Here is a 23,967-nt window from a genome sequence, read left to right on the forward strand (position 1 = left end):
TATAGATACACAAGGAATCGAAGGTGTCTGCAGAGCAAAAGCCGAAATCAGCAAGCCCAAAAAAACCCAAGCAAACGCCCTATTTTTTGATTTTTACGCTCGCCTCTCTGTTGCTGACAGCAATCCTGGGTTGGGTTGGGTTTCAGCAATTCGTCGTGCAATCTGAAGCTAACACACTAAGAACATTGGCCGACGTCGAACTCAAAAAACGCGTGGGTGCCGTTGAGCAATGGATCAAGTCGCTTCAGGTAGACGTGGCCCAATTTGGCGAGAGAGATACATTGGCAACGGCAGTTGCCTATCAAGATGAAAACGTCATCGCAGATTATCGCCGTGCCGTTGATAAAAGCATCCAGGGCGTTAAGCACATCGACTTTTTCCCACGCGGCAGTGCCGATCTTAATCAAGACGCCCAATTTCCCATCAACTTCGTGCAAATGGATTTAATCTTTACAGCAGAATCGCGCCAAACACTACTACCAGAAGCCGTTCGTATTGATAGCGAGTGGTTCATTCAGATTGCCACAGGACTCCCCACAGACCCCGCCAGCCCAGCCTTAGGCACCATGCTAGTTACCCTAGGTACAGAGGCCTTGAGGGAACTGCTGAAAAACCAAGATCAGCAGCTTGGCCAGACCACGGTTAAACAAGTTTTTGGAAAATCGGTGAGCAGTACTTTTTTGAGCTCTGGTGTGGGCGAATCCGAGTTAACACTGACCGAAGATATACCAGGTAGCAATTGGCAAGTGGAATTTATACCTTCTTACGCACTCATGAAACGCGCTGCTATCAGTCCCATTCCATTTCTCGGCGGCTGTATTGTCGTTTTCTTAGCGCTCGTTTTCACGAGCGCATTCGCATCGCGAAAACTAATTGCACACCAAGCGGTTCAGAAGGCGCATAAAGCCCGCGAGAAGGCTATGATGACTGCCAAGCCCTCACAGGAAAAAGGCGCTCTCGACGTCGAAGTAAAAGAAGAAGATAAAAAACTGTTGGGCAGTAAAGAAAAATCTCTCGCCCAATCGGCGGAAAAAAAGTCAACGCAAGTTGCAGTAGACGACCCCGAGGATAATAGCGCGCTGAAAAAGATTTTCCGCGCCTACGATATTCGCGGTGTCGTGGGCGAGCAACTAACGCCCGCGTTTGCGGAAACCTTAGGCAAAGCGTTAGGCTCAGAAGCAATTGAACTAGGAGAGTCTACCTTACTCGTTGGCCGCGACGGCCGCGTGCACAGCGAAGAACTTAGCATCAATTTAATTAATGGTATTCTGAGCACCGGCTGTAATGTCATCAATATAGGGCTTGTGCCCTCGCCCGTACTTTACTTTGCTTGCGCCACCATTGGCAGTACCAAAAGCGGCATTGTAGTAACCGCAAGCCATAATTCTGGCGAATACAATGGCTTTAAAATGGTGCTCAACGGCAACACACTGACAGCCGATGCTATTAACGCCATTTATACCAGAATACAACGGGCACAATTTAGAACTGGCAGCGGCGTCGAGCAGATAGAAGATGTGTGCGCAGATTATATCGACCGAATTTTTTCCGATGTGGCGCTCGCTGGCGATGTTAAATTAGTCATAGACGCGGCCAATGGTGCAACCAGCGTAATTGCCCCTCAACTTTTTGAGGAATTAGGTTGTGAGGTCGAACCACTTTTCTGTGAGGTAGATGGTCGCTTCCCCAATCACCAACCCGACCCAAGTCGACCCGAAAACCTCAACGCGCTGATCGCAAAGGTGAAAAGCTCCGGCGCTGATTTAGGAGTTGCCTTCGACGGCGACGGCGACCGCTTAACCATTGTAACGCCCAAAGGCCAGATCATATGGCCCGATCGTCTACTCATGTTGTTTGCCAAAGATATTGTCTCACGCAACCCGGGGGCAGATGTATTATTCGACGTTAAAAGCACGCGCCAATTGAACAGTTTGATTACCAGTTATGGTGGCCGGCCGATCATGTGGAAAACCGGCCACTCGAATATGAAACAAAAAATGTTGGAAACAGGCGCTTTACTAGGCGGAGAACTATCGGGCCACATTTTCATCAAGGATCGGTGGTTCGGCTTCGACGACGCACTGTACGCAACGGCCCGACTGTTAGAAATAATGACGCTACGCGATCAAGATATCGATAGTATTTTTGAAGCTTTTCCGGTGCTGCCAAGTACCCCCGAAATTCTTCTGCCCTATGCCGAAGACAAGAAATTTGTACTTATTAATAAACTTATTGCCGATGGCAACTTTCAAAGTGGCAAAATCACCACTATCGACGGCCTTAGGGTAGATTTTGCCAAAGGCTGGGGGCTAGTCCGAGCATCGAATACCACGCCGGCACTGACACTGAGATTCGAGGCCGATAGCGAAGAAACCATTGAACAATTAAAAGGGTTATTTAAACGGGAAATTGCTAAAATTGATCCTTCACTGGCGTTAGATTTTTAACATTGAGCGAGCATAATTTTCAATTTCAAATTAACATTCTGTTCAATATAGACACCGATAAAAATACTAGTCACAGAGGTTAAACATGTCACTATCACGCGACAACGCGATGCAAATCGCAAAGGTACTTACTGAGTCACTGCCCTATATTCAACGCTTTACCGGTAAGACGATCGTGGTTAAATTTGGCGGCAATGCCATGGTCGACGAAGCACTACAAAATAGTTTTGCTCGCGATATCGTATTAATGAAACTTGTGGGTCTAAACCCTGTCGTTGTTCATGGCGGCGGGCCTCAGATCGGGCAACTACTGGAAAAGCTCAGTATTAAATCAGAGTTTGTGGACGGTATGCGCGTTACCGATAGCGCCACCATGGATGTCGTTGAGATGGTCTTAGGCGGCTCGGTCAACAAACAAATTGTCAGCTTAATCAATCGCAATGGCGGCAAAGCTATTGGCTTGACGGGGAAAGACGGCAAACTCATTCGCGCGCGTAAAATGACAGTAACGCGAAAGACACCCGGTATGAATGCATCCGAAATTGTCGATATCGGCCATGTCGGCGAGGTAGCTGCAATTAACACTGAAGTGATCGACATGTTAACTAACAGCAATTTCATTCCTGTGATCGCGCCCGTTGGTGTTGGTGCCGACGGCTCGGCATACAACATTAATGCCGATTTAGTCGCCGGAAAAATCGCTGAGGTTCTGCAAGCGGAAAAGCTAATGCTGTTAACAAATGTTGCGGGATTGCTTGATAAGCAGGGAGAGGTACTCACCGGTCTATCCACCCAACAAGTCGATGATTTGATTGCAGATGGGACTATTTACGGTGGCATGTTGCCAAAAATTTCCTGTGCCCTTGATGCCGTTAAATCAGGTGTCACCTCAGCACACATTGTTGACGGTCGTGTTGACCACGCAGTTCTACTTGAAATTTTCACCGATACTGGTGTTGGCACCAAAATTACCAACGCAAAATCTGAATAGATTTTACGCTAAAATCGGTTTGACTCAGCACCAAACCGATTTTTTTCGTTGAAGCATACCGTCAATGTAGCTAGGATAAGCGGTTACATCTGATCAAAGAATTCCGAAGGTCTTATGACAAACTCGTCTACCAAGGTATCCCGGCGCCAACAGATTTTAGAATCTCTGGCGCACATGTTGGAAACCAGCCCAGGAGCCCGCATTACCACAGCGGCATTGGCAAAAGAAGTAGGCGTATCAGAAGCAGCTCTTTACCGACACTTCCCCAGTAAATCGAAGATGTTTGAAGGTTTAATTGAGTTTATTGAAGAAACGCTGTTTTCCAGAATTGGCCTGATACTCAGCGACGCGGACGCCGCCGAAGCTCGATGTCAAAAAATATTTTTCCTATTGCTCACCTTCACGGAGCGCAATCCAGGCATCACCCGTATTTTAACGGGCGATGCGCTAACCGGTGAAACTGAGCGCTTGCACACTCGCGTACAACAACTGTTTGAGCGTATAGAAACACAAATTAAGCAAATATTACGCGAGGCGGAAATTCGCGAAGGCCTGCGCCCTAAACTACCTTTGACCGCTGCCGCGGGTTTATTAATGGCGACAGCGGAAGGGCGTATCGCTCAATTTGTTCGATCTGGCTTTAAGCGTAAGCCGACCGAATTTTGGGCTGAGCAGTGGCCAGTACTCATGCAAGACTTTTTCTACGAACCGGTCGCCCAATTGAATTAAATGTAACAAAGGCCGCGAGAGCGGCCTTTGTTATTTCTTTGTGTGGATTAAGCTAAACCGCTCTTTATCCAACTCAAATTTTTCGGCAATGTCTTCGTATTCCCATTCCCGTTGAATATACTTTTCGCGCGTGTCTTCTAGTTCCTGTTTTAATCCTGCCAAGGTATCGTAAATTGCCTGTGGTACTGGCTGGCCTCGGCGCTCAAAGCTTGCACCTCGGCTGTACTCGCTTCGCACCTGACCTTGGACAGTATTTAAATTACTGATAAGAATGGACATATTGGCCTCAAGATCAGCCAGCTTTCTCTGTTTCGCGGCCTCAATGTCCTCCACCGTGCTGTAGCGGCGCAGCAATGCGGCATCCCATTCATCCAACTCCTGTTGCTCGGCTTTTTTCTCGGCCGCGCGCTCTGCTTCTGCGCCACTCAAGGCGCGCGGCACCACCTTTAAGACCACACCAGACAGACTGACGATTTCATAGCCATTTTGCACCGCGTCCGCCGGCAGCGAATGGTGCATTACCTTAGCACCCGCAGCATTGGTATACCGATAAAACACCTTTTCGCCGACGAGACCAGCATTCTTACCATCATCTGCCGGGGCAGCGAAAGCCACCGAGGCGGTGAGTAGGCTGAAGGCCAGCCCAGCGATCCACATTCTCATAACACTGCCTTTACACGTTATTGATGCCGTAGGTTTTACGGTACTGTCGAATCTTTTCTACCATATCTGTTTGACTCGGGTCAGCTTCAAGATAGCTGATAATGTGGCCAAGATTAATAATGCTGATCACAGGAATACCAAATTCCTGCTCAACCTCGGTAATTGCGGACAGCTCTGCCTTGCCTTTTTCTTGTCGATCCAGGCCGATTAACACGGCCGCAGGCTTTGCTTTCGCGGCCTGAATAATTGCCATAACTTCGCGAATAGCCGTACCTGCGGTGATCACATCGTCAATAATTAACACCTTACCCTGCAAGGGTGCGCCCACCAGACTACCACCTTCGCCGTGTGCCTTTGCTTCTTTGCGGTTGAAGCAATAGGGTAGGTCGCGGCCGTGGTGGTCGGCTAATGCCACCGCTGTGGTCGCTGCAAGGGGTATACCTTTATAAGCAGGACCAAAAATGAGGTCAAAGTCGACGCCCGCCGCGTCGATAGCAGCAGCATAAAAGCGACCCAAGTCAGCGAGGGCACTGCCGGTTTGAAACTTACCGGCATTAAAGAAATAAGGGCTAACACGGCCGCTTTTGAGCGTAAACTCGCCAAAGCATAAAGCCTGATGTTTGATCGCCAGCTCAATAAATGCGCGCTGGTAAGTTTGCATGATGAATTCCCGTATCAAAAACTGAAGTTCTGAACTATGTTTAATCTGAACGTTTAATCTGAACCCTGTTTAAACAGGGGTTAGGTTTAGCCCAGCGTATTTACTGGGCCGTTATTTTGGCACATTTGGCTGTTTCGCACCCTAGCTAAAAATAAATGTCGTGGTATCGAAACTAAAAAAGCCGGAGTCGTGTCTTATAAACCCAATGTTTACAAAAACTTATAACACTCGGGTATCATACACAGTCCGTTTTTAAGGGGCTAACATGCGCATTATTAATCTCAGCGTCGATGGGTTACACCAGGCGGCACAGCGTGGTCTGTACGACTGGCTGGAAGAGCAAGACGCTGACATCATTTGTCTGCAGGATTTGCGGGCACTGGAATATGAGTTGGACCACGATGTTTTTCATCCAAAGGGTTACAACGCGTATTTTTTCGATTCCGGTGTTAAGCACTACAACGGTGTAGCCATCTACAGCCGGCAGGTGCCCAAAGCCCTTATTTACGGCTTTGGCTTTGCCAGTGGCGTGGATATGGAAGGGCGCTACTTGCAAATCGATTTCGATAAGATCAGTATCGGCAGCCTACTTGCGCCCGCAGCCATGGCAGCGAACGAGTCTCAAGAAGTCAAAATGAAATTCTTTGACGACCTGCAAGCGCACCTGATTAAGATCAGCCGCAAGCGCCGCGACTATGTCTTTTGCGGCAATTGGGCCATGGCGCACAAGGCACGCGACGTGAAAAACGCCAGCGCCCACGAGGGCGATGTAGGCTATTTGCCGCACGAGCGCAATTGGCTCAACCAGCTATTCACCCAGATCGAATACACCGATGCCTTTCGAAAGGTGAATAACGACGCCGATGAATACAGCTGGCTGCCCACCGAAGGCGACCTACATGGCAGCGAATGGCGAACAGACTTTCAAGTCGTCTCCAATAACCTTGCCAACCGAGTCGAGTACGCAACCATTTATAAAGGTCAGCCGTTTTCTAGCCACCGACCAGTGATCATCGATTACGACCTAGAAATTGAATAGGGATGATCACGCGTCCGTAATAGCAAAAAGGGCCTAAAGGCCCTTTTTATTTATTCAGCTGACATTGCAGAGTGCACAAGGTCCTAGCTAGCTAACGCGGCTTTCTGCAATTGGTGCAACTCGGCAATACCTTTCTTGGCCAACGCCAACATCGACGCAAACTCACTCTCGCTAAAAGGTTCAGCTTCTGCCGTACCCTGAATTTCGATAATGCCACCGTCATCGCCAAGAACAATATTCATATCCGTTTCGGCACTCGAGTCTTCAGGGTAATCCAAATCCAAGACAGGCTCTCCCTCATAAATACCTACAGAGACTGAGGCAATCATGCGCTTGAGCGGCGATGTTTTAATCATGCCTTTGGCAATCATGGCATTGATGGCATCAACTAAGGCAACGCAGGCACCGGTAATCGAAGCCGTGCGAGTGCCGCCATCAGCTTGAATAACATCGCAATCGATGGTGATTGAGTTCTCCCCTAGTGCCTTAAGATCCACCGCTGCACGCAATGATCGACCGATTAGACGTTGAATCTCTACCGTGCGGCCACCTTGCTTGCCGCGCGCCGCTTCGCGCCCCATGCGGGTGCCGGTAGAGCGCGGTAACATACCGTATTCGGCGGTTATCCAACCTTGCCCCTGACCGCGCAAAAAATGTGGCACTCCAGCGTCAACACTGGCAGTGCAAATCACCTTGGTATTGCCAAACTCCACCAGTACTGAACCTTCGGCGTGGCAAGTAAATTGACGGGTGATACGCACGGGGCGCAGTTGATCGACGCTTCGGCCGCTGGGTCTTTGCATGAAAATACCTTTAAGATTGGGTTTTACTAAGGAACTAAAGGGGCGATTATACCGGCGATTGGCTGTGGTAACATGCCAAGTTAACAGTGCTTTTAGGAAACACAATTATGCCACGCAGTATGACGGGCTTTGGCCGCATTGAAGCCAGCTTTGATTGGGGTAATTTAAGTTGGGAGGTCAGGAGCGTAAACCATCGCTACCTTGAGCCACATTTTCGCCTGCCGGAAACCCAGCGCCAATGTGAACCGGCATTGCGCGACCTACTGCGCAAAGTCTTAAACCGAGGCAAAGTAGAAGCAACCTTGCAACTTCAAGTTGGTAGGGGTGACGCCACCGAGCTTTGTCTCGATGGTCAACGCATCGATCAAATCGTAAACGCCGTGCAGCAGCTCGGCCGCAGCAACGCTAACCTCGCCCCGATCAACCCGCTCGAGCTTCTGCGCTGGCCTGGAGTGATGGTTGAAGACAGCCTCGACCACGAGGCACTCGCCGCCGCTGTGCTACAGGGATTTTCCAATGCATTGACACAGCTCAGCGCAAACCGCGCGCGAGAAGGCGCCGAGCTCGGGCAGTTTATCGAACAGCGCTTGGTTGCCATCGCCGCGCAAGTCGCCGACGTGCGCAAACTTATGCCCACCATATTGCAGGCGCAAAAAGAGAAATTGGTGGCTCGCGTCGCAGAATTACAGGTACAACTTGAGCCCGACCGCATTGAACAAGAAATCGCCTTATTGGCACAAAAAGCCGATGTGGAGGAAGAACTCGATCGCCTAACCGCACACATCAGCGAAGTTCGATTAACCTTAAAGAAATCTGAACCCATTGGCCGTCGACTCGACTTTTTAATGCAAGAGCTAAACCGCGAGGCCAACACGCTGTCGTCCAAGTCTGTCGTGAGTGAAACTACCCAAGCGGCAGTGGAATTAAAGGTGTTAATCGAGCAAATGCGCGAACAAGTACAGAATATCGAATAGGCAGCCAATCACTATGCAAACCTCTCGCGGCAATCTATTTACCGTTTCTGCACCCTCTGGTGCCGGAAAAACCAGCCTAGTTGCGGCCTTGGTCGACGCTATGGAGGGTATTCGCGTCTCGGTGTCCCACACCACTCGCGCCATGCGCCCGGGCGAGCAGGACGGGGTGAACTATCACTTTGTTAGCCGCGAAACATTTACCGAGATGCTAAACAACACCGCCTTTTTAGAGCATGCGCAGGTATTCTCTAATTTTTACGGCACGTCCAAGTCTTGGGTAGAACAACAGCTCGCCAGCGGTATGGACGTCATTTTGGAGATTGACTGGCAGGGCGCCGAGCAAGTCAGACGCTTGATCCCCGACACCATTGGCTTATTTATTTTGCCGCCCTCCCGAGCCGCTTTACACCAGCGCCTAACTGGGCGCGGACAAGATAGCCAAGACATCATCGATGCCCGCATGAAAGAGGCGATCAATGAAATGACGCATTACGTCGAAGCGGATTACTTAATCATTAATGACCAGTTCGATGTCGCACTTGACGATTTTAAGGCCTTGGTCATTAGCCAGCGCTTAACACAGCAACGGCAGGCACAAAGACATCAGCCTTTATTGGCAGAGCTATTGAGCTGACTGGTTGTTTTGCGTACACTTGCCAGCCTTTTTCTCGGCACCCGTCGAAGGGCTAATAGGCTATTATTAAGACTGGGTGTTTTCACTGGTTTACCGGAATAAAATTTATGGCACGCATTACCGTTGAAGATTGTCTGAACCATGTTGATAACCGCTTTGAACTGGTTATCGTGGGCAGCAAGCGCGCACGTCAAATCGCTGTTGGCGGCAAAACCCCACTGGTGCCTGAGGAAAACGACAAGCCCACGGTTATCGCCTTGCGCGAAATCGAAGAGGGTTTAATCGACGCATCCATCCTGACTCAGAAAGACGAGCCAGAATATGAAATTGAAGCCCCCATGCTTACCGAAGAGTAATGCGCACTAGGTAGGAGGCAGGATTGCAAACCATCGACGCCCTCGCGCATCAACTTTCCTCCTATCTAGAACCTGCACAAATCAATTTGGTCCGTCGCGCCTATCTGTATGCAGAGCAGGCGCACGATGGTCAAAAACGCCGCTCCGGCGACCCTTACATCACTCATCCCCTCGCTGTCGCTGTGATTTTGTCCGGCATGCACATGGACCATCAGAGCTTGATGGCGGCCATGTTGCACGATGTCATCGAAGACACTGGGATCGCGAAAGTCGCGCTGGGCGATCAGTTCGGCGATACCGTGGCAGACCTAGTGGATGGGGTCAGCAAACTCACCCAAATAGAATTCGAATCCCAAGCTGAAAAGCAGGCGGAAAACTTTCAGAAAATGACTCTGGCCATGTCGCGCGACATTCGCGTGATATTGGTGAAGCTGGCCGACCGGCTGCACAACATGCGCACCCTCGGCGTGATGCCGCCAGAAAAAAAGCGCCGCATCGCCCGTGAAACACTCGAGATTTACGCGCCCATCGCCCACCGCCTGGGTATGAATGACATGCGCATCGAGTTTGAAAACCGCGGCTTTTCAGCCATGCACCCGCTGCGCGCCAAGCGCCTAAAGGCGGCCTTGCAAAGCGCCCGCGGCAATCGCAAAGAACTGGTGGATCAGATCAACCAGAGCCTTCAACTGCGCCTCGAGAGCGAGCATATCAATGCCTTGGTGATTGGTCGAGAAAAGCATCTTTACAGCATTTACACGAAGATGCGCTCAAAGAAGAAGTCGTTCAAAGAAATTATGGACGTCTACGCGTTCCGTATCATCGTCGACTCGGTCGACACCTGCTACCGCACTCTGGGCGCCATTCACAACCTCTATAAGCCCATCATTAGCGAATTTAAAGATTACATCGCCATCCCCAAAACCAACGGCTATCAATCCTTACACACGGTGTTAGTTGGCATGCACGGGGTGCCCATCGAGGTGCAAATTCGCACGAAAGAGATGGATGAGATGGCCAATAGCGGCATCGCCGCACACTGGCTATACAAAGCCAACGACAACCCCAATGCCAGCCATTTGCGCGCCCGCCAGTGGGTGCAAGGCCTGCTCGAAATGCAACAGCGAGCCGGCGACAGTTTAGAGTTTATCGAAAACGTCAAAATCGACCTTTTCCCCGACGAAGTCTACGTGTTCACACCCAAAGGCCGCATTGTTGAGCTGCCAAGCGGCGCCACGCCGGTCGACTTCGCCTACGCCGTGCACACCGATATCGGTAACGCCTGCGTGGCTTGCCGCATTAACGACCGGCTGGCGCCTCTGTCGCAACCGCTACAAAGCGGTCAAAAGGTCACCATTATTACCGCCTCAAGTGCGCAACCGAACCCCAGCTGGCTGAACTTCGTCACGTCGGGCAAAGCGCGCTCGGCCATTCGCCATTTTCTCAAACACCAGCGCCACCACGAATCCATCGATCTGGGCCGCCGATTACTGACCCGTTCGCTCGCCGATCGCGGAATCGACCTGCAAAATTTAGATAAAGACGAGCGCAAGGCCCTGCTCAAAGAATGCGGGGTAAACTCGCTCGAGAGCTTGTTCGAAGACGTGGGCTTGGGCAAGCGCCTACCCCATGCGGTAGCCAATTTGGTGCAATCGGAAAACAGCAAAGCCAATAGCCAATCACCGCTGATGATTGAATCTTCCGACGGTATGATGATTAGCTTCGCGCGCTGCTGTCGCCCCATTCCTGGCGACCCCATTCTCGGCCACATTAGCGCCGGCAAGGGCTTGGTGGTGCACCACGATACCTGTCGTAATATCGCCGAACTGCGGGAAAACCCGGAGAAAATATCCATCGTTAATTGGTCCCCAGACGTAAAAGGCGAGTTCCCCGTGGACATCCGTGTCGAAGTGGAATCGGGCCGCGGTATCATCGCCAATTTAGCCACACGTATTACTGAGCAAAACGCCAATATCGAGCAGATTCAGGTACACGAGCGCGATGCCCACAACAGCGTCATCAACCTCACCATCGACGTTAGCGGGCGAGTACATTTGGCGAATATTATTAAGCGCCTTAAGAGCCTGCGCTCGGTTATTCGCATCAGCCGCCACCGCAATTAACATCCAACATTTACCTTCCACCAAACAGCTAACGCCCCAACAAGCGTACCTATTTGACGACCCACCAGTCAGAGGCTTAAGCTGGCCGTTTTTATTCACCTGTTACAGGACATTACCATGACCAACAAAGCGATTATCAGCACCGACAAGGCACCCGCCGCCATAGGCACCTATTCGCAGGCGGTCAAGGTTAACAACACTGTGTATTTGTCTGGCCAGATCCCACTTATTCCGGAAACCATGGAAATGGTGGGCAACGATTTTCGCGCTCAGGCCACACAAGTGTTCAAAAATCTCAGCGCCGTGTGCGAAGCCGCCAACGGCAGCTTGGCGCAAATCGTCAAACTAAACCTGTACTTAACCGATTTGAGCCACTTTCCCGTGGTCAATGAAGTGATGGCAGAATTTTTTGAGGCACCTTATCCAGCACGCGCCGCCGTGGGTGTTAAAGAGCTGCCGAAAGCGGCGATGTTTGAAGCCGAAGCGATTATGGTTATTTAACTCAGCTGGGCTCGAGCTTATCGAGCCCATAACCCTCGCGCCAGCTGGGGTAAAGGAAACGAAAGCCGCTGGCCAGCAGGCGCGTGTTGCGCAACCTCTTACCTGAAAAAGGTGCCCCCGCAGTGCTGCTCGGTGCCGGCCTTTGCAGCGCGTTGGCCAGACCGCGCACAACCTCACCGAGTAATACGGGTTCACTATCAGTCACCAGATAGTGGCTTTCAGGCGCCGTAAGTCGCAACAAATGCGCCAACGCTCTGGCACCGTCGTCCACATGAATGCGGTTGCTAAAAGCCAATAAGTTGCGGGAAATGGGTAAACCCTGGCGAACCTGCTCGAGCAAACGCTCGCGCCCAGGCCCATAAATTCCTGAAAAACGCGCAACTATCACGTCTAAGCCGGCATTCAGCAGCACCTGTTCAGCCTCCAATAAGCGCACGCCATTGTACTGCGTCGGCTCTGTTGCACTGGTTTCATCCAACCATTGGCCTTGATCTTGGCCATACACAGCAGTACTAGACACAAACAGGATACGCGGTCGCAGCTGACGTTCAGCCAATAACGAAACCAGTAGACGCATCGGCGCCACATAAGCCCGCTGATAACCTGCATCGCAGCGCTCACTAGGCGTTAGGGTCACAACTATCTGGTCAAAGTCCTCGGCCAAAAGCGCCCGCATAGCGCTGGCATCCGTCGCATCAAGCTGCCGACAAAAACGCTCTGGCCTTGGACTGCGCCTTATCGCCACTAGCTCGCCTGGTAACAAAGATTGCAGGCGCTGCGCTAAATCACCAAAGCCAATTAATAAGGTTTTCAACGCGTTAGATTCCATAAATAGGGGCTATCGAGATAACAGGTTCTGATATAAAGTCGCAATCATACGGGAACCGGTCGGAAAAATGCCATGACGCTTAATGAATTGCGCTATATCGTCACCCTTGCGCAAGAACAACATTTCGGTAAAGCCGCTGAGCGCTGCTACGTAAGTCAGCCAACCTTGAGCATTGCGGTCAAAAAGCTCGAGGAAGAATTGGGTATAGCCTTATTCGAACGCTCCAAAACCCGAGTTCAAGCAACACCACTTGGCGAGAAAATTGTCACCCAAGCGCAGCTCGTACTCGAGCAGGCGGCGGCCATTAAAGATATCGCGAAATCCGGTAAAGACCAGCTTTCCAGCCCGCTGCATGTGGGCGCTATTTTTACCATTGGCCCTTACTTATTTCCCCACTTTATCCCTGAATTGCAACGAATTGCACCGAACATGCCGCTCTATGTTGAAGAGGGCTACACCGCCACTTTGCGCCAGCGATTGCGCAAAGGTGAGCTCGACGTGATCATTGTATCGCTGCCCTTTACCGAGGCGGATGTGGTTACCCAAACCCTCTACGACGAACCATTCGTAGTGCTTATGCCCAAGGATCATCCACTGGCCGCGTTCGACGTGATCGACACGCCCCAATTGCACGAATACAACGTGCTATTACTGGGCGAGGGCCATTGCTTTAGGGATCAAATACTGGACGCCTGCCCAGCGCTACAAGCCAGCGCCGACCCCAAAGCAGGGCACATAAGAACCGCCTCTAAAGGCAGCTCGTTGGAGACCTTGCGACACATGGTGGCATCTGGGTTAGGCATCACAATTTTGCCTTACTCCGCCGCCGAAGCCACGCGCTACGCAGACGATCTCTTAGTCTGCCGCCCCTTTGCCGAACCGGCGCCGCGCCGAACTGTGGCCATGGCTTGGCGCGCCAGCTACCCACGCTTTAAGGCCATTGACGCCCTGCGAGCCTCGATTAATCAATGCCACTTACTTGGTAATGACTAGCCCAGCACCCACCCTCGATAGGGTTGAGCTAACGGCGCTCAAAGGTGTTGGCAAAGCGCTGGCCGAAAAACTCGCCAAGCTCGGCCTGCACAGCGTGCAAGACCTCTTGTTTCACTTGCCCTTGCGCTACATGGATAGGACGCGCGTCACCCCCATAGGTGCGCTGCAGCCACAAAGCACAGTGGTGATAGAGGGCGAAATTAAAGCCGCCGACATCGTATTTGGTAAACGCCGCTCACTTGTGGCAAAGCTGCAAGATAATACCGGCATCATTAGCCTTCGTTTTTTTCACTTTAACCAGGCGCAAAAGCAAAGTCTGGCAAAGGGCACTCGGCTCCGGTGTTTTGGCGAGGCGCGTCGAGGCGCCTCCGGCTTAGAGCTGTACCATCCCGAATATGAACTGGTTGATCAGCATACCGAACCGCTCGCCGACAAATTAACGCCGGTCTATCCAGCCACCGAAGGCATTACCCAACCACGCATTCGAACCCTGGCGCAGCAGGCACTCACCCTGCTGACCACGCAAAGCTTAGCGGAATTACTGCCCAAAGATTTACAGCAGCGCTACCAACAATGGCCCCTAGCCCAAGCGCTACACTACCTACATCAACCGCCCAAACAGGCCGATATAGACCAACTGACCCTCGGTGCGCACCCGGCCCAGCAGCGGCTGGCTTTTGAAGAACTGATGGCACACCACGTCAGCTTGCTTTCGTTGCGACAACAGATTCAATCGGAAGGTGCGCCGGCCTTGCCTCTCAATGCCGACCGGCTAAATGCCTTCCTGAAAAACTTACCCTTTGTTCCCACCAAGGCACAGCGTCGCGTCGCTAACGAAATTGCCAGCGATCTAGCTAAACCGCTGCCCATGCTCAGGCTTGTGCAAGGCGATGTGGGCTCTGGAAAAACGCTGGTCGCAGCCATGGCGGCATTGCAAGCGATTAATAACGGCTTCCAAGTCGCTCTTATGGCGCCCACGGAAATACTCAGTGAGCAACATCGAGTTAATTTCAATCAATGGTTTGAACCGCTTGGCATTAGCGTTGGCTGGCTCACCGGCAAGCAGAAAGTTGCCGAGCGGCGGGATCAGTTATTGGCCTTGGCAGAAGCTAAGACCCAGTTAATTGTCGGCACCCATGCACTGTTCCAAGACCAGGTGGTGTTCGCCGATTTAGGCCTGGTGATTATCGACGAACAGCACCGATTTGGCGTTCACCAGCGGCTAAGTTTGCGGGAAAAAGCCGGCAGCGAGCGACGCCCACACCAGCTTATTATGACCGCGACGCCAATTCCAAGAACCCTAGCCATGAGCGCCTACGCAGATCTCGACTGCTCGGTTATCGATGAGCTGCCACCGGGAAGAAAGCCCGTAACCACCGTTGTCATTAACCAAGATAGACGCGATCAGGTAGTAGATCGCGTGCGCGAAGCCATCGGCCAGGGGCGCCAGGTGTATTGGGTGTGCACGCTGATTGAGGAATCCGAAACGCTCACCGCGCAAGCAGCGCAAGCAACCCAAGAAGAGCTGGCTTTGGCGCTACCCAAGGTCGCCATTGGCCTCGTGCACGGGCGGTTAAAAGCAGCAGAAAAAGAATCGGTAATGGCATGTTTCAAAAGCGGAGAAATCCCGCTTCTGGTAGCCACAACTGTGATAGAGGTCGGCGTGGATGTGCCCAATGCCAGCTTGATGATCATCGACAATCCCGAGCGCCTAGGCCTCGCCCAGCTGCACCAATTGCGCGGGCGAGTGGGGCGCGGCACGGCGGAAAGTCATTGTGTACTGCTGTATTCAGGCCCACTTTCTAACCACAGTCGGGCGCGGCTGGAGGCCATGCGCAGCTCCAACGACGGCTTTTTCATTGCCGAAAAAGATTTAGAGTTGCGCGGCCCTGGCGAAGTACTGGGCACGCGGCAAACCGGCGAGATGGCTTTTCGCATTGCCGATTTGCAGCGCGACGGCGATTTAATTCCCCTAGTAAGAGAAGCTGCGGCAAACCTACTGCAGAAATATCCAGACCATGCCCGAGCGCTGACACGAAGATGGCTAGGTTATAACGAGGTCTATGCCAAAGTGTAGATTTAGACGCCAGTTATTCTAAGAAGTGCCTATCCGATGACCTACACTTAACTACACTTCACAGTGCAGACGATGATGGATCAAAGGAGCCTCTGTGCCGCTATCAAACAGTGTTACGCAATTTCTGGATAAGCAACAACTCGAATATCAGCTTACCGCCCCCTTAGATGCTCCTATTTGGCACGATCAACAACTTCGTAACAATGGCGCTGCCAGAGCTACGCTGCTCGAAGACAGCCAAGAAAAAATTCTCGCCATTTACCCCGCCGACGCCTTGCTCGACCTCAGCGCCGTCAACCGAATTTTAGGCCGGTCGATGCAGGCCATGTCGCCCACGACACTGAGGACTTTATTTGAGAAGCACAAACTCTCTTCGGTACCGGCGCTGCCTGGCTTAGCCGGCATGACAACGGTGATAGAACAGCGCTTGTATCAACGCGACCAACTTTTTTTAGATGCCGGCAGCCGCGAGCAGATGCTGGATCTATCGCAGATTTCTTTCCAAACACTGGCAAAAGACGCGATCAAGGGCGAAATCTCCATTCCTTTGAGCCAACTTGAACAGATTTCATCTACCGCCGATTCTGCACTCATCTTGGCGTCTGTGCGCCAATTTACCGAGCTGCGAGTAAAAGAACGATTAGAGGAAACCCTTGAACTACCGCCGCTACCGGAAACGGCGCAGCGGATTATTAAACTGCGCGTGGATCCCAACGCCGATATCAGCGATTTGGCCAATATCGTAGAAACAGACCCTAGCCTAGCCGCGCAAGTCGTGAGCTGGGCAGCCTCGCCTTATTATTCAGCGCCGGGCAAAATTAAGTCCATTCACGATGCTATCGTGCGCGTATTGGGGTTCGACATGGTGCTCAACTTAGCGCTTGGTTTATCCCTCGGAAAAACCCTTGCCATGCCAACAGATGGTCCATTCGGTGTTACACCTTACTGGCGGCATTCGGTGTATATGGCCGCAGCCATGGAGGGACTGGTTACGGCTATCCCACGGGATAATCGACCCAGTTTTGGTATGGCCTATCTCTCAGGGCTATTGTTTAACTTCGGCTATTTGGTGATGTCCGAGGTTTTTCCACCCTATTTCCACAAGCTGTGTCGCATGATGGAAGCCAACCCCCATGTGGATCACACCTTGGCGGAAAAGCATTTGCTGGGTTTAACTCGCGATCACATTGCCGGTTGGCTCATGGAGCTTTGGAACATGCCCGATGAGGTCGCCTACGCGCTGCGCTTCCAAAACGAGCCTACGTGCCAAGGCCCGCATGCAGCCTATGCTAAATTATTGTTCGTCGCGAGACGGTTGCTATCTCAGCGAGGATTGCGGTGTGGGCCAAAACTGGAAATCCCCGCATCGGTCTACGAAGAGCTACAACTAGACCCAATCAAGGCTGAAACGACCATCGACAATATCCTAGAGTCCTCCGTTGAGCTTGAAAATATTTCAGCACAAATGGAACCGGCCGCATAAACGGCCGGTTTGTCTTACGGATGTCATTCGCGAAGTACTCTTGCGCTTACATTAGTTAATGTGACCTGGTAGCGATGGGTCTTCATTGAAACGCTGTTCATCCAACATGCCTTCACTTTTCGCGACGATCAAGGTAACCATGGCGTCTCCACAGACGTTCACCGCCGTGCGAGTCATATCGAGCAGTCTGTCTACACCAATAATGAGCGCTATGCCTTCGACCGGCAGCCCCACTTGCTCTAACACCATGGCCAACATAATCAAGCCAACCCCAGGTACGCCTGCGGTGCCAATAGAGGCTAAGGTCGCCGTCAGAATAACCATCATGTAGCCATTCAACCCTATGTCGATATTGTAGGCTTGGGCGATAAATGCCGTGGCCACGCCTTGCATAATGGCGGTGCCATCCATGTTAATGGTGGCCCCCATGGGAATGGTAAAAGACGCGACTCGGTTATCGGCACCCATCTCATCGCGCACCGCTCGCAAGGTCACGGGAATGGTGGCATTGGAGGAACTCATGCTAAAGGCAAACAGCATCACCGATTTCATCTTGCGCAAAAACATCAGCGGACTTAAACCAGTGAGCATGCGCAAGGCGAGGGGGTAAGTGCCAAGCCCATGAATAAATAAAACAAAAAGTACCGTGAAGAAATACACCAGTAGATTGGCAAAGGCCTCCAAGCCAAGGTCGGCAGCCATTTGCGCCATCAAGCAAAATACGCCATAAGGAGCAAAATTCATCAAGATCACCACCATTTTTAGGTTGACCTCATTGAAATCGTTAAAAAATGCAGCGACCCGTTTACCCGCCTCACCCACGCGCGACATAGCAATCCCCACGAGCAGGGCAAACACGATGATTTGCAGCATATTGCCCTGCGCCATCGCTTCCACTGGGTTGGTTGGCACTATGCCCAAAATAACATCTTTCAAAGACGGCGCTTCATTCACCACAAAAGTGGCCTCAGTACTGAGATTAAAGCCCGCACCCGGCTGAATAATCACCCCGGCAATCAACGCCAAACTGATCGCCACAGCCGTCGTTACCATGTACAACAGTAACGTTTTGCCCGCCATCGGTCCCATCCGCGTGTTGTCACCCAACGAAGCGACACCGCAAACGAGGGACACAAAAACCAAGGGCACGACTAATAGCTTTAACAGCGCAACGAATACTTTTCCGCCGAGGTCGAACAGTCCGCTGACTAAAAACTGATCAACCCAGGCGTTGTAAACACCCGCCAACCAACCCTGGCCCTCGGCAAAATTGAACATCCCCCCGATAAATAAGCCCAAGGCCATGGCAATCAAAATACGACTGGTTAAGCTCATAAGCGGTTCCTGATTTAGTTTTATTGTTGATGAGGGGGGAGGGAGAGCCAGCTCGAGCCAGCTCAAAATCGAACGATACTTTAGCTATTTACGGCGTCTTTCAGCCCTTTCCCAGGCTTGAAGCCAACAGAAACGCTGGCTGGAATTTGAATCGTTTCACCGGTTTTCGGGCTTCTGCCAGTGCGCGCCGCACGTTTACGTTGCGAAAATGAACCAAAACCAACCAGACTCACCACGTCGTCGCGCGATAGCGCATTGGTAATTTGCTCTAATATGGAAGACACCACCAAATCGGCTTTGTCTTTAGTTAAGTCCGCTGTTTCTGCAACAGCAGCAATAAGATCTGATTTATGCATGGAGAATCCGTCCTGCGTTTTTGTTTGTTTTGTCCAATTAAGACGTAATGCTAACGCCTTTCCACAAGCCAGCGCCAGCGCCAATGTCGATTGCCCCACGGGCTTGCGCCTCATAGAATAGCGCGCCTAGGCACGTTCATTTGTCTAAACACACCGCATATTTACAATTAGGAAGGCCATTGCCCACAAATTATCGACAACGCGAACCCCTGTGGCGACCCGCCGCGCAAAAAAGCTGGCAACTGCCGCGCGACTTAGCCCCGTGGATTCTCGATCAAGGCTCTCTAACAGCCCGTCTGCAGGCGCATAGCCAAGGTCAATTCGAGGTTCAGCTACTCAATCAAGGTTGGGGCCAAGCGAGACAGAGTGAATTGCTCGCGTTGAAATGCCCCTCTCGGCAAAAAATGTTAGTACGCGAAGTGATTCTCAAAGGTCGGGGAGAAAGCTGGGTTTTCGCACGAAGTTTAGTTCCCTACACCAGCCTAACCGGCCGACTTAAAGCCTTAAAATACCTCGACAACAAACCCCTCGGTGCGCTGTTATTTCAAGACCCCGGTATGTTGAGGGACCCGTTGGAGGCTGCGGCAATAGGTGCCGAGCATGAATACCTGCACTCCAGCTTAGATCTGCCCGAACAATTCGCCTTATGGGGCAGACGCTCGGTTTTCTACATCGACAAAAACCCACTGCTGGTAAGCGAAGTATTCCTACCAGACTTTCTTGCGAGCCTTTAAGGAACACCTCATGGCCAAGGATCATCCCAACAAGCGTGCCTCAGCCAAACCCAAATCGCGCCCAGCGAATTCAGCCCGCAACGCTAAAACCAACACTTCAACACTGGCTGCTTACTGGCGCTTGATGCGCTTTGATAAACCCATTGGCACCTTGTTATTACTTTGGCCGACGCTCTGGGCACTTTGGATAGCGGCCGATGGCGCACCCAGTTTGCGAGTACTCGCTATCTTTGTAGCCGGCGTCATTGTTATGCGTGCAGCCGGCTGTGTTATCAATGACTACGCCGACCGCAAAGTCGACGGCCAAGTAACTCGCACTAAATCACGCCCCATTGCCACCGGACAAGTGAGCCCTTCCGGTGCCTTGTTGTGTTTTGCCGCGCTGATTTTCTGCGCCTTTTTTCTAGTTTTGCTCACCAACCTATTAACGCTAGCGCTGGCTGCGGGCGCCTTGGCACTAGCGACCATTTACCCCTACATGAAACGCCATACCCATCTACCGCAAGTGGTACTCGGTGCAGCATTTGCCATGAGCATTCCCATGGCCTTCGCCGCCGTCAGAGGTGAATTGGACAATGGCATTTGGCTCCTATACACCGCCGTGGTGCTTTGGACGGTTGCCTACGACACCTTCTACGCTATGGTGGATCGCGCCGACGACTTGCGCATTGGCGTTAAGTCCACCGCCATTCTATTCGGTGAGTTAGATCTCACTATTATCGGTTGCCTGCAGTTAATGACACTGTTTGCCCTATGGTTAGCGGGCGATCACTTCAAGCTTGGACACTACTACCTTGCCGGGCTAAGTGCAGCCGCGCTGCTGTTTTTTTGGCAACTGTGGCTTAGCCGCAAGCGCCAACCCAAGGCCTGTTTTCAAGCCTTCCTTAACAATCAATGGGTCGGCGCGGTGATATTTGCCGGCCTGCTGGCCGACACCCAACTCGGTTGATTAGGGGCTCGTCATATAACTGTCATCTAACCGTAATCTAATACAGGTCCAACCAAAGTGCAGACGAACCGGTTATGAGCAAAAAGACCATTTTGATCATTGATGACGAACCCTCCATTCGCGACATGTTGCGAGTGGCCTTGGAAATGGCGGACTACCGCTGCCTAGAGGCCGAAAATGCGCAACAAGGCCACGCCTTGGCAATTGATGAAAAGCCAGATTTAATCCTGTTAGATTGGATGATGCCAGGTACATCGGGTATCGAGCTGGCCAGGCGGTTAAAGCGTGAAGAAATCACCGCCAAAACCCCCATCATCATGCTCACCGCCAAGGGCGAAGAGGACAACAAGATCCAAGGCCTAGAAACCGGCGCCGATGATTACATCACTAAACCGTTTTCGCCGCGCGAACTGATTGCTCGCTTAAAAGCCGTGCTGCGCAGAATTGAACCAGATACGCCCGAGCAACCCATCATCGTCGACCAATTGTGCCTAGACCCAATCAGCCAGCGCGTCACTATTGCCGATGAACCGGTGGATATGGGCCCCACGGAATATCGCTTACTGGCTTTTTTCCTCACCCATCAAGAGCGGGTGTACAATCGCGGCCAGTTGCTCGACCATATCTGGGGCGGCAATGTGTATATTGATGAGCGCACGGTAGACGTCCACATCCGCCGCCTACGCAAGGCATTAGCCATGCAAGAGCACGACAGATTTGTGCAAACGGTGCGCGGCTCCGGCTATCGTTTCTCCACCAAAGTAGCCAGTAAATAAAGGAATCTACATTCGTGTTAAGAGGATTCAATGCCGAACTCAAGCGCGTTGCCCTGTTCACCACCTTGTGTATCGGTTTTGGCTTAGCTAACGGCTTTGTGCTGATCACCTTGTTGTTGGGCGGCACCCTCTACATGTTTTGGATGCTTTGGCAAATACGCCAGCTGGATTTGTGGCTAAACCAGCGCAAAAAGTCGCCGCCACCCGAGGCCAGTGGTATCTGGTCTGACATATTCGAAAGCATTTACCGGCTGCAAAAGCGTCAGGAAAAAGAATCCGATCGCGTTAGACAAGTATTAAACCGCGTCCAAGAAACCACCGGCGCGCTACCCGACGCTGTGCTATTACTCGACAGCCGGGGCAATATCGATTGGTGGAACCCAGCGGCGGAGCGGCTCTTCGCCTTTGAGAAGACCGATCAAGGCCAACCGCTGGTGAACTATGTGCGCAATCCAAAATTCGTTGCCTACATGGAACAACAAGACTATCGCCAACCGCTTGATCTACCCGCGTCGCGCAATAAAGACCAGCGCTTACAATTTCAAATAACCCGCTATGGCCAGAACGAACGTTTGGTGGTGGCGCGCGACATCACCTCGCTGCACAAGCTAGGGCAAATGCGCAAAGACTTCGTCGCCAACGTTTCGCACGAACTGCGCACCCCGCTCACCGTGCTCAAAGGCTACTTAGAAACCCTCGCCGACGCCGAAGAAAGGCCCGCTGCTTGGCAAAAGCCGCTGCAACAGATGCAGCAGCAATGCTCGCGCATGCACATGCTGGTGAACGATCTCATTGCACTGTCGGTCCTCGAAACAGAGGTGAACCCAGAGCGACATCAACCGGTCGCGCTCCACCCACTGCTTAGCAGATTAATTGACGAAGCCCATTCGGTGGCGACGCAACCGCGCAACCTGGTACTGAATTGCACCGACGACATCGCCATACTCGGGGTGGAGAAGGAATTGCAGAGCGCCTTTGGCAACCTCATTACCAATGCCCTCAAATACACTCCCAACACCAGCACTATCACTGTCAATGCGCGCAAGGATCACTATGGCTTGCAGGTGGAGGTGGTGGACAACGGGCCCGGAATTGAAGCCAAACATCTGCCGCGGTTAACCGAGCGCTTCTACCGAGTAGACGACAGTCGCAACAGCGCAACGGGCGGCACCGGCCTAGGTTTAGCCATCGTTAAACATGCACTGTCCCGCCACGACGCTAGGCTCGATATCAGCAGCCAAGTATCCAAGGGCTCGAGCTTTACCTGTCACTTTCCCAAACAGCGACTGTTACAAGTAACACCGCAATAGGTATCGCACCCGCCGCTACCCAAGTGCGTGGGCAAACCTTAGTATGGCGCCATGCTAAACATAGAACTCGTTGATTCCATCGAAGCCATAGGCGCCAGTACTTGGCAGGGCTTATTGCAAAGCCGCTACCCCTTCGGCCAATTCGGTTTTTTACAGGCGCTGGAACAAACCGGCTGTGTTGGCTCGGCGTCTGGCTGGCTACCGCAGCACTTAGTCGTGAGGAATCCGTCCCAGCAGATCATTGCCTGCGCGCCGCTGTATTTAAAACAACATTCTTGGGGCGAGTACATTTTTGACTGGGCTTGGGCCGAGGCATTTCAACGAGCCGGCAGGCCTTATTACCCAAAACTGGTTGCCGCCATTCCCTTCACGCCGGCCTGGGGCCCACGCCTATTCGGCCAGCTGCCAAAAGATGAATTGCTCTACGTGCAGCAATGGCTAGAGCAACACAGTGACCATAAACAGCTGAGTAGCCTGCACTGGCTATTGCCAGAAGCGGCTGCGAGCGCCCAGTTAAGCGCCCGGTGGGCACAAAGAGAAACGGCTCAATTCCACTGGTTTAACCATGACTTTCAAGATTTTAGCGAATTTTTAGCCACATTTAACGCCAGAAAGCGAAAATCACTGTTGCGCGAACGACGCAAAGTATTCGAGCAAGGCGTCACCCTTGTCCGCAAATGTGGCGCCGACATCAGTGCCGCCGATTGGCGTGTTTTCTATCACTGCTACCACACCACCTACTTGAAACGATCAGGCCGCGCCGGCTACCTCAATTTTGATTTTTTCCAACGCCTAGGCGAGGTCATGCCTGACCAATTGATGATGGTGCTCGCCCAACGCGACCAAGAAACTATCGCCGCGGCCTTGTGCTTTTTTGATGATCAAACACTCTACGGCCGCTATTGGGGCTGTCTAGAAGAGGTGGAATGCCTGCACTTTGAGGCTTGCTACTATCAAGGCATAGAGTTCGCCATCGAGCGCGGTCTGACGCGGTTTGACCCGGGCGCCCAAGGCGAGCACAAGATCCAACGCGGCTTCGAGCCGGTGGCGGTTTACTCCAACCACTACATCAAAGACGCCGACGCACGCGCCGCCATTAATCACTTCATCGCCGAGGAGCGCAACCAAACCCAAAGCTACCTAAATGCCGCTCGGGATCTATTGCCGTTCAAACAAGCCCAACAACCCAGCTAAGCCATTCAGCTTG

The 23,967-nt window shown here is 52.0% G+C and carries 23 protein-coding genes; 17 read left to right on the plus strand and 6 right to left on the minus strand.

The window, feature by feature from the left end:
* The first annotated feature begins 23 nt into the window (after positions 1–23).
* From ACGHTT_RS19440 to slmA, 3 genes are all read left to right on the plus strand, one after another.
* A complete protein-coding gene (locus ACGHTT_RS19440) occupies positions 24–2,447 on the plus strand; it encodes a phosphomannomutase/phosphoglucomutase (RefSeq protein ID WP_390592667.1) in 2,424 nt (807 codons plus the stop codon).
* An 85-nt stretch (positions 2,448–2,532) separates the two neighbouring features.
* A complete protein-coding gene (gene argB, locus ACGHTT_RS19445; protein WP_390592668.1) occupies positions 2,533–3,438 on the plus strand; it encodes an acetylglutamate kinase in 906 nt (301 codons plus the stop codon).
* 114 nt (positions 3,439–3,552) lie between these two features.
* Positions 3,553–4,167 (plus strand): nucleoid occlusion factor SlmA, encoded by a 615-nt coding sequence (gene slmA / locus ACGHTT_RS19450; RefSeq protein ID WP_390592669.1) that lies wholly within the window; start codon positions 3,553–3,555, stop codon positions 4,165–4,167.
* 30 nt (positions 4,168–4,197) lie between these two features.
* On the opposite strand, the gene ACGHTT_RS19455 is transcribed toward slmA, so the two are convergent.
* Complete coding sequence (locus tag ACGHTT_RS19455) at positions 4,198–4,830, minus strand: hypothetical protein (protein ID WP_390592671.1); 633 nt, start codon at positions 4,828–4,830, stop codon at positions 4,198–4,200.
* Positions 4,831–4,840: 10 nt separating this feature from the next.
* Positions 4,841–5,491 (minus strand): orotate phosphoribosyltransferase, encoded by a 651-nt coding sequence (pyrE, locus tag ACGHTT_RS19460; RefSeq protein WP_390592672.1) that lies wholly within the window; start codon positions 5,489–5,491, stop codon positions 4,841–4,843.
* Between the two features lie 265 nt (positions 5,492–5,756).
* Here pyrE and ACGHTT_RS19465 point away from each other — a divergent pair, with 265 nt between their 5' ends.
* Entirely contained in the window at positions 5,757–6,530 is a 774-nt protein-coding gene (locus ACGHTT_RS19465; RefSeq protein ID WP_390592673.1) for an exodeoxyribonuclease III, read from the plus strand.
* Between the two features lie 83 nt (positions 6,531–6,613).
* On the opposite strand, the gene rph is transcribed toward ACGHTT_RS19465, so the two are convergent.
* Entirely contained in the window at positions 6,614–7,333 is a 720-nt protein-coding gene (gene rph / locus ACGHTT_RS19470; protein WP_390592674.1) for a ribonuclease PH, read from the minus strand.
* 107 nt (positions 7,334–7,440) lie between these two features.
* Here rph and ACGHTT_RS19475 point away from each other — a divergent pair, with 107 nt between their 5' ends.
* The 5 genes from ACGHTT_RS19475 to ACGHTT_RS19495 all read left to right on the plus strand — a co-directional run bounded on the left by ACGHTT_RS19475 (position 7,441) and on the right by ACGHTT_RS19495 (position 11,918).
* A complete protein-coding gene (locus ACGHTT_RS19475; protein WP_390592676.1) occupies positions 7,441–8,307 on the plus strand; it encodes a YicC/YloC family endoribonuclease in 867 nt (288 codons plus the stop codon).
* A gap of 13 nt (positions 8,308–8,320) precedes the next feature.
* Positions 8,321–8,941 carry a guanylate kinase gene (gene gmk / locus ACGHTT_RS19480; RefSeq protein WP_390592678.1) on the plus strand — a complete coding sequence of 207 codons (621 nt, stop codon included), beginning with the start codon at positions 8,321–8,323 and terminating at the stop codon, positions 8,939–8,941.
* A gap of 107 nt (positions 8,942–9,048) precedes the next feature.
* Entirely contained in the window at positions 9,049–9,297 is a 249-nt protein-coding gene (gene rpoZ / locus ACGHTT_RS19485) for a DNA-directed RNA polymerase subunit omega (protein WP_290260080.1), read from the plus strand.
* 23 nt (positions 9,298–9,320) lie between these two features.
* Positions 9,321–11,417: a RelA/SpoT family protein gene (locus ACGHTT_RS19490; protein WP_390592679.1), complete on the plus strand. Its 2,097-nt coding sequence runs from the start codon at positions 9,321–9,323 to the stop codon at positions 11,415–11,417.
* Between the two features lie 117 nt (positions 11,418–11,534).
* On the plus strand, positions 11,535–11,918 hold the full coding sequence (locus ACGHTT_RS19495; RefSeq protein ID WP_290260084.1) for a RidA family protein: 384 nt from the start codon (positions 11,535–11,537) through the stop codon (positions 11,916–11,918).
* 1 nt (position 11,919) lies between these two features.
* Here ACGHTT_RS19495 and ACGHTT_RS19500 read toward each other — a convergent pair whose 3' ends face one another.
* Positions 11,920–12,732, minus strand: coding sequence for an NAD-dependent epimerase/dehydratase family protein (locus ACGHTT_RS19500; RefSeq protein ID WP_390592680.1), 813 nt, complete (start codon positions 12,730–12,732; stop codon positions 11,920–11,922).
* 87 nt (positions 12,733–12,819) lie between these two features.
* Here ACGHTT_RS19500 and ACGHTT_RS19505 point away from each other — a divergent pair, with 87 nt between their 5' ends.
* From ACGHTT_RS19505 to ACGHTT_RS19515, 3 genes are all read left to right on the plus strand, one after another.
* Positions 12,820–13,740 carry a hydrogen peroxide-inducible genes activator gene (locus tag ACGHTT_RS19505; RefSeq protein WP_390592681.1) on the plus strand — a complete coding sequence of 307 codons (921 nt, stop codon included), beginning with the start codon at positions 12,820–12,822 and terminating at the stop codon, positions 13,738–13,740.
* The gene (recG, locus tag ACGHTT_RS19510) at positions 13,733–15,817 is read left to right on the plus strand and encodes an ATP-dependent DNA helicase RecG (protein ID WP_390592683.1); all 2,085 of its coding nucleotides are present in this window, start codon (positions 13,733–13,735) and stop codon (positions 15,815–15,817) included. Before ACGHTT_RS19505 ends, recG begins: the two co-directional genes overlap by 8 nt.
* Positions 15,818–15,911: 94 nt before the next feature.
* Positions 15,912–17,300, plus strand: a complete 1,389-nt coding sequence (locus ACGHTT_RS19515; RefSeq protein WP_390592685.1) for an HDOD domain-containing protein — start codon at positions 15,912–15,914, stop codon at positions 17,298–17,300.
* Positions 17,301–17,351: 51 nt separating this feature from the next.
* Here the strand turns inward: ACGHTT_RS19515 and ACGHTT_RS19520 are convergent, their stop codons facing one another.
* Together ACGHTT_RS19520 and ACGHTT_RS19525 are read right to left on the minus strand one after the other, a co-directional pair.
* Positions 17,352–18,635, minus strand: a complete 1,284-nt coding sequence (locus ACGHTT_RS19520) for a dicarboxylate/amino acid:cation symporter (RefSeq protein ID WP_390592686.1) — start codon at positions 18,633–18,635, stop codon at positions 17,352–17,354.
* A gap of 80 nt (positions 18,636–18,715) precedes the next feature.
* On the minus strand, positions 18,716–18,991 hold the full coding sequence (locus tag ACGHTT_RS19525) for an HU family DNA-binding protein (protein WP_290260095.1): 276 nt from the start codon (positions 18,989–18,991) through the stop codon (positions 18,716–18,718).
* A 179-nt stretch (positions 18,992–19,170) separates the two neighbouring features.
* Here ACGHTT_RS19525 and ACGHTT_RS19530 point away from each other — a divergent pair, with 179 nt between their 5' ends.
* The 5 genes from ACGHTT_RS19530 (at position 19,171) to ACGHTT_RS19550 (ending at position 23,954) form a co-directional block, all read left to right on the plus strand.
* Positions 19,171–19,725: a chorismate--pyruvate lyase family protein gene (locus tag ACGHTT_RS19530; RefSeq protein ID WP_390592687.1), complete on the plus strand. Its 555-nt coding sequence runs from the start codon at positions 19,171–19,173 to the stop codon at positions 19,723–19,725.
* Between the two features lie 124 nt (positions 19,726–19,849).
* The gene (ubiA, locus tag ACGHTT_RS19535) at positions 19,850–20,674 is read left to right on the plus strand and encodes a 4-hydroxybenzoate octaprenyltransferase (protein ID WP_390595089.1); all 825 of its coding nucleotides are present in this window, start codon (positions 19,850–19,852) and stop codon (positions 20,672–20,674) included.
* 74 nt (positions 20,675–20,748) lie between these two features.
* Positions 20,749–21,450, plus strand: a complete 702-nt coding sequence (gene phoB / locus ACGHTT_RS19540) for a phosphate regulon transcriptional regulator PhoB (protein WP_390592688.1) — start codon at positions 20,749–20,751, stop codon at positions 21,448–21,450.
* A gap of 14 nt (positions 21,451–21,464) precedes the next feature.
* Positions 21,465–22,760 (plus strand): phosphate regulon sensor histidine kinase PhoR, encoded by a 1,296-nt coding sequence (gene phoR / locus ACGHTT_RS19545; RefSeq protein WP_390592689.1) that lies wholly within the window; start codon positions 21,465–21,467, stop codon positions 22,758–22,760.
* A 51-nt stretch (positions 22,761–22,811) separates the two neighbouring features.
* Positions 22,812–23,954 carry a GNAT family N-acetyltransferase gene (locus ACGHTT_RS19550; protein ID WP_390592690.1) on the plus strand — a complete coding sequence of 381 codons (1,143 nt, stop codon included), beginning with the start codon at positions 22,812–22,814 and terminating at the stop codon, positions 23,952–23,954.
* Positions 23,955–23,967 lie beyond the last annotated feature (13 nt).

It is taken from the genome of Simiduia litorea (assembly GCF_042853465.1).
Classification (GTDB): domain Bacteria; phylum Pseudomonadota; class Gammaproteobacteria; order Pseudomonadales; family Cellvibrionaceae; genus Simiduia; species Simiduia litorea.